The following is a 2,398-nucleotide window of genomic DNA, read 5'->3' on the forward strand; positions in this document are numbered from 1 at the left end:
AAATATTTTGAAGAAGGAAGGAAGAAAAAATGGATGGGGACTCAAACCCCGACCAATTCTAAACACCACGGGTGACAGTTAGGTATTAAACCCAAAATAAAAAGATAATTGATGAAGGAATAATTCAAGAATTAACTATAATGAATAACATCCTCATAATTAGGATGCAAAAATAACTCCAAAAAATTTATGTTACCTTTTATTCGTTCAGACCTTAGTAATCTTAAAGCTTATACACCTCATCCTGGTGGAAGTTCAGAAATTCCTTTAGATAGACTAGATACTAATGAATGTCCTTATGATTTACCAGATAATTTAAAACAAAAGTTAGCTGCAAATTATCAAGAATTAATTGAAACAAACCGTTATCCAGATGGCAGTCATTTCCAACTTAAAGAAGCCATAGCTCAATATGTAAATGAAGCAACTCCATCAGCTAATATTTCTGCCGATAATATTTCCGTTGGTAATGGCTCAGATGAGTTAATTCGTTCTATTTTAATTGCTACTTGTTTAGGGGGAGAAGGTTCGATTTTAACTGCTACTCCTACTTTTTCTATGTATTCTATTCTTGCCAAAACTCTTGGTATTCCCATAGTCAATGTTGGTAGAAATGAGGAAAATTTTGAAATAGATATTTCTGCAGCTCAAGATGCTATTAATCAAAGAAAAAATTCCACTATAAAAGTAGTATTTGTTGTTAATCCAAACTCTCCTACAGCTAATGCTTTAACTACTACAGAATTAGAATGGTTGTTTAGTTTACCTGAAGAAATTATGGTAGTAATTGATGAAGCCTATTTTGAGTTTAGTCAGACTACTGTAGCTGAACAATTAAAACAACATCCCAATTGGGTGATTTTAAGAACATTTTCTAAAGCTTTTAGATTAGCTTCCCTCCGTGTAGGATACGCGATCGCTCATCCAGAAGTTATTATTAATTTGGAAAAAGTTCGCCTTCCTTATAACTTACCAAGTTTTTCTCAATCTGCGGCTAAATTAGTGCTTACCCATAGACAAGATGTACTATCTTTTATACCGGAAATTTTGACAGAAAGAACTAAGTTATTTGATAGTTTTGGCGAAATTTCAGCTCTACAAGTTTGGGAAAGTACGGCTAATTTCTTTTATGCCAGACTTACAGATCAAGGGTTAAGTTTATTAGGAGAAAATCTGTCTCAAGAAGAAGGTTTAAATAATTTGATGCAGCAACTTAAAAATCATGGGACTTTAATTCGTCATACAGGTGGTGGTTTAAGAATTACGGTAGGAACTCCTGAAGAAAATCAGCGTACAATTGAGAGAATTAAAGGTATTTTTTCAACAATTAATAATTAATAATTAATAATTAATAATTAGGGCTTGCTGATTAAATCTAAAAGCATTGACATATAAAGGTTGAGCGCATTTTTTAGTTAAAAAAAGTCCAAGCTTAATGGTCCTAATGGTTCAAAAAATTAGCATCTTAGGCAATTGTCTTAACATCAAGTCATTTCAGTTATCAGTTAGCCTCCTAAGGCGGGAACTGCGTTAACAGTACCTCTAGCTGTTTGCGCAGCATTCCGTAGGAAAGCCTGATGCTTGAAATATGGAATATTCTCTTTTCTCTTAGTCCATTGGATATGGGGCAGGAAACCTGCGCCATCCCACCCTTCGGGAAGCTCCGCTTTTTCCTACGGAATGCTTCCCTACGGGATGCTGCGCAAACGCAAACATGTCGCGCAGCGTTAACGGAGTTGTGCGCCAGCAAAACGACTGCTTTTTATCCTCTCAAAAGGGGAGGTTATTGACCAGAATTTTTCGGTCATTATGTTTCAAAATTGTAACTATAGTCGGCAGAATGAGTATGAAGAGTTAATCGGTTAGTTATGGATAAATTTCTCACTCATGTACCGTAGTATCAGGCATTATTGTGCCATGCAAATTTGTATGAGTTAGGTCTACATTCTTTAAATCAGCTTCAGTTAAGTCAGCTTGACTTAGAGATGCCTTATATAAATTGGCCTTCCGCAAAGATGCTTTTTTGAGATTTGCTCCACTTAATGAAGCCAAACGCAGGTCTGTCTCTCGTAACGAAGCGCCCTCTAAACAAGCCTCTCGCAAAGAAGCTTCCCGAAAATCTGCCTCACGAAAGTCAGCCCCACTTAAATTTGCTTTAGTTAAGTCTGCTCTGTAAAAGTCTGCTTCACGAAATTCTGCCGACCCTTTAACTTGAGCCTCACTTAGATCTGCATCTATCAATGAAGCACGATTCATTCTAACATCAGTTAAGTCTGCTCCTCTGAGGTTAGCTCCTCGTAGGTCTGCTTTTTCGAGAGAAGCTTTTTCTAAGCAAGCATTCCGTAAACATATTCTGTGTAAATTAGCTCTCTCTAGGTTAGCTTTACGCAAATCTACA

At 36.3% G+C, this 2,398-nt stretch carries 2 protein-coding genes; one reads left to right on the top strand and one right to left on the bottom strand.

Going from position 1 to position 2,398, the window contains the following annotated elements:
* Nucleotides 1-189 precede the first annotated feature (189 nt).
* Nucleotides 190-1,338, top strand: a complete 1,149-nt coding sequence (locus F6K13_RS28600; protein WP_124146983.1) for a histidinol-phosphate transaminase — start codon at nucleotides 190-192, stop codon at nucleotides 1,336-1,338.
* Between the two features lie 543 nt (nucleotides 1,339-1,881).
* Here F6K13_RS28600 and F6K13_RS28605 read toward each other — a convergent pair.
* On the bottom strand, nucleotides 1,882-2,398 hold a 517-nt coding region (locus F6K13_RS28605), incomplete at its 5' end, for a pentapeptide repeat-containing protein (RefSeq protein WP_287289230.1).

Origin of the sequence: Okeania sp. SIO2B9 (assembly GCF_010672505.1) — a bacterium.
GTDB lineage: Bacteria > Cyanobacteriota > Cyanobacteriia > Cyanobacteriales > Microcoleaceae > Okeania > Okeania hirsuta.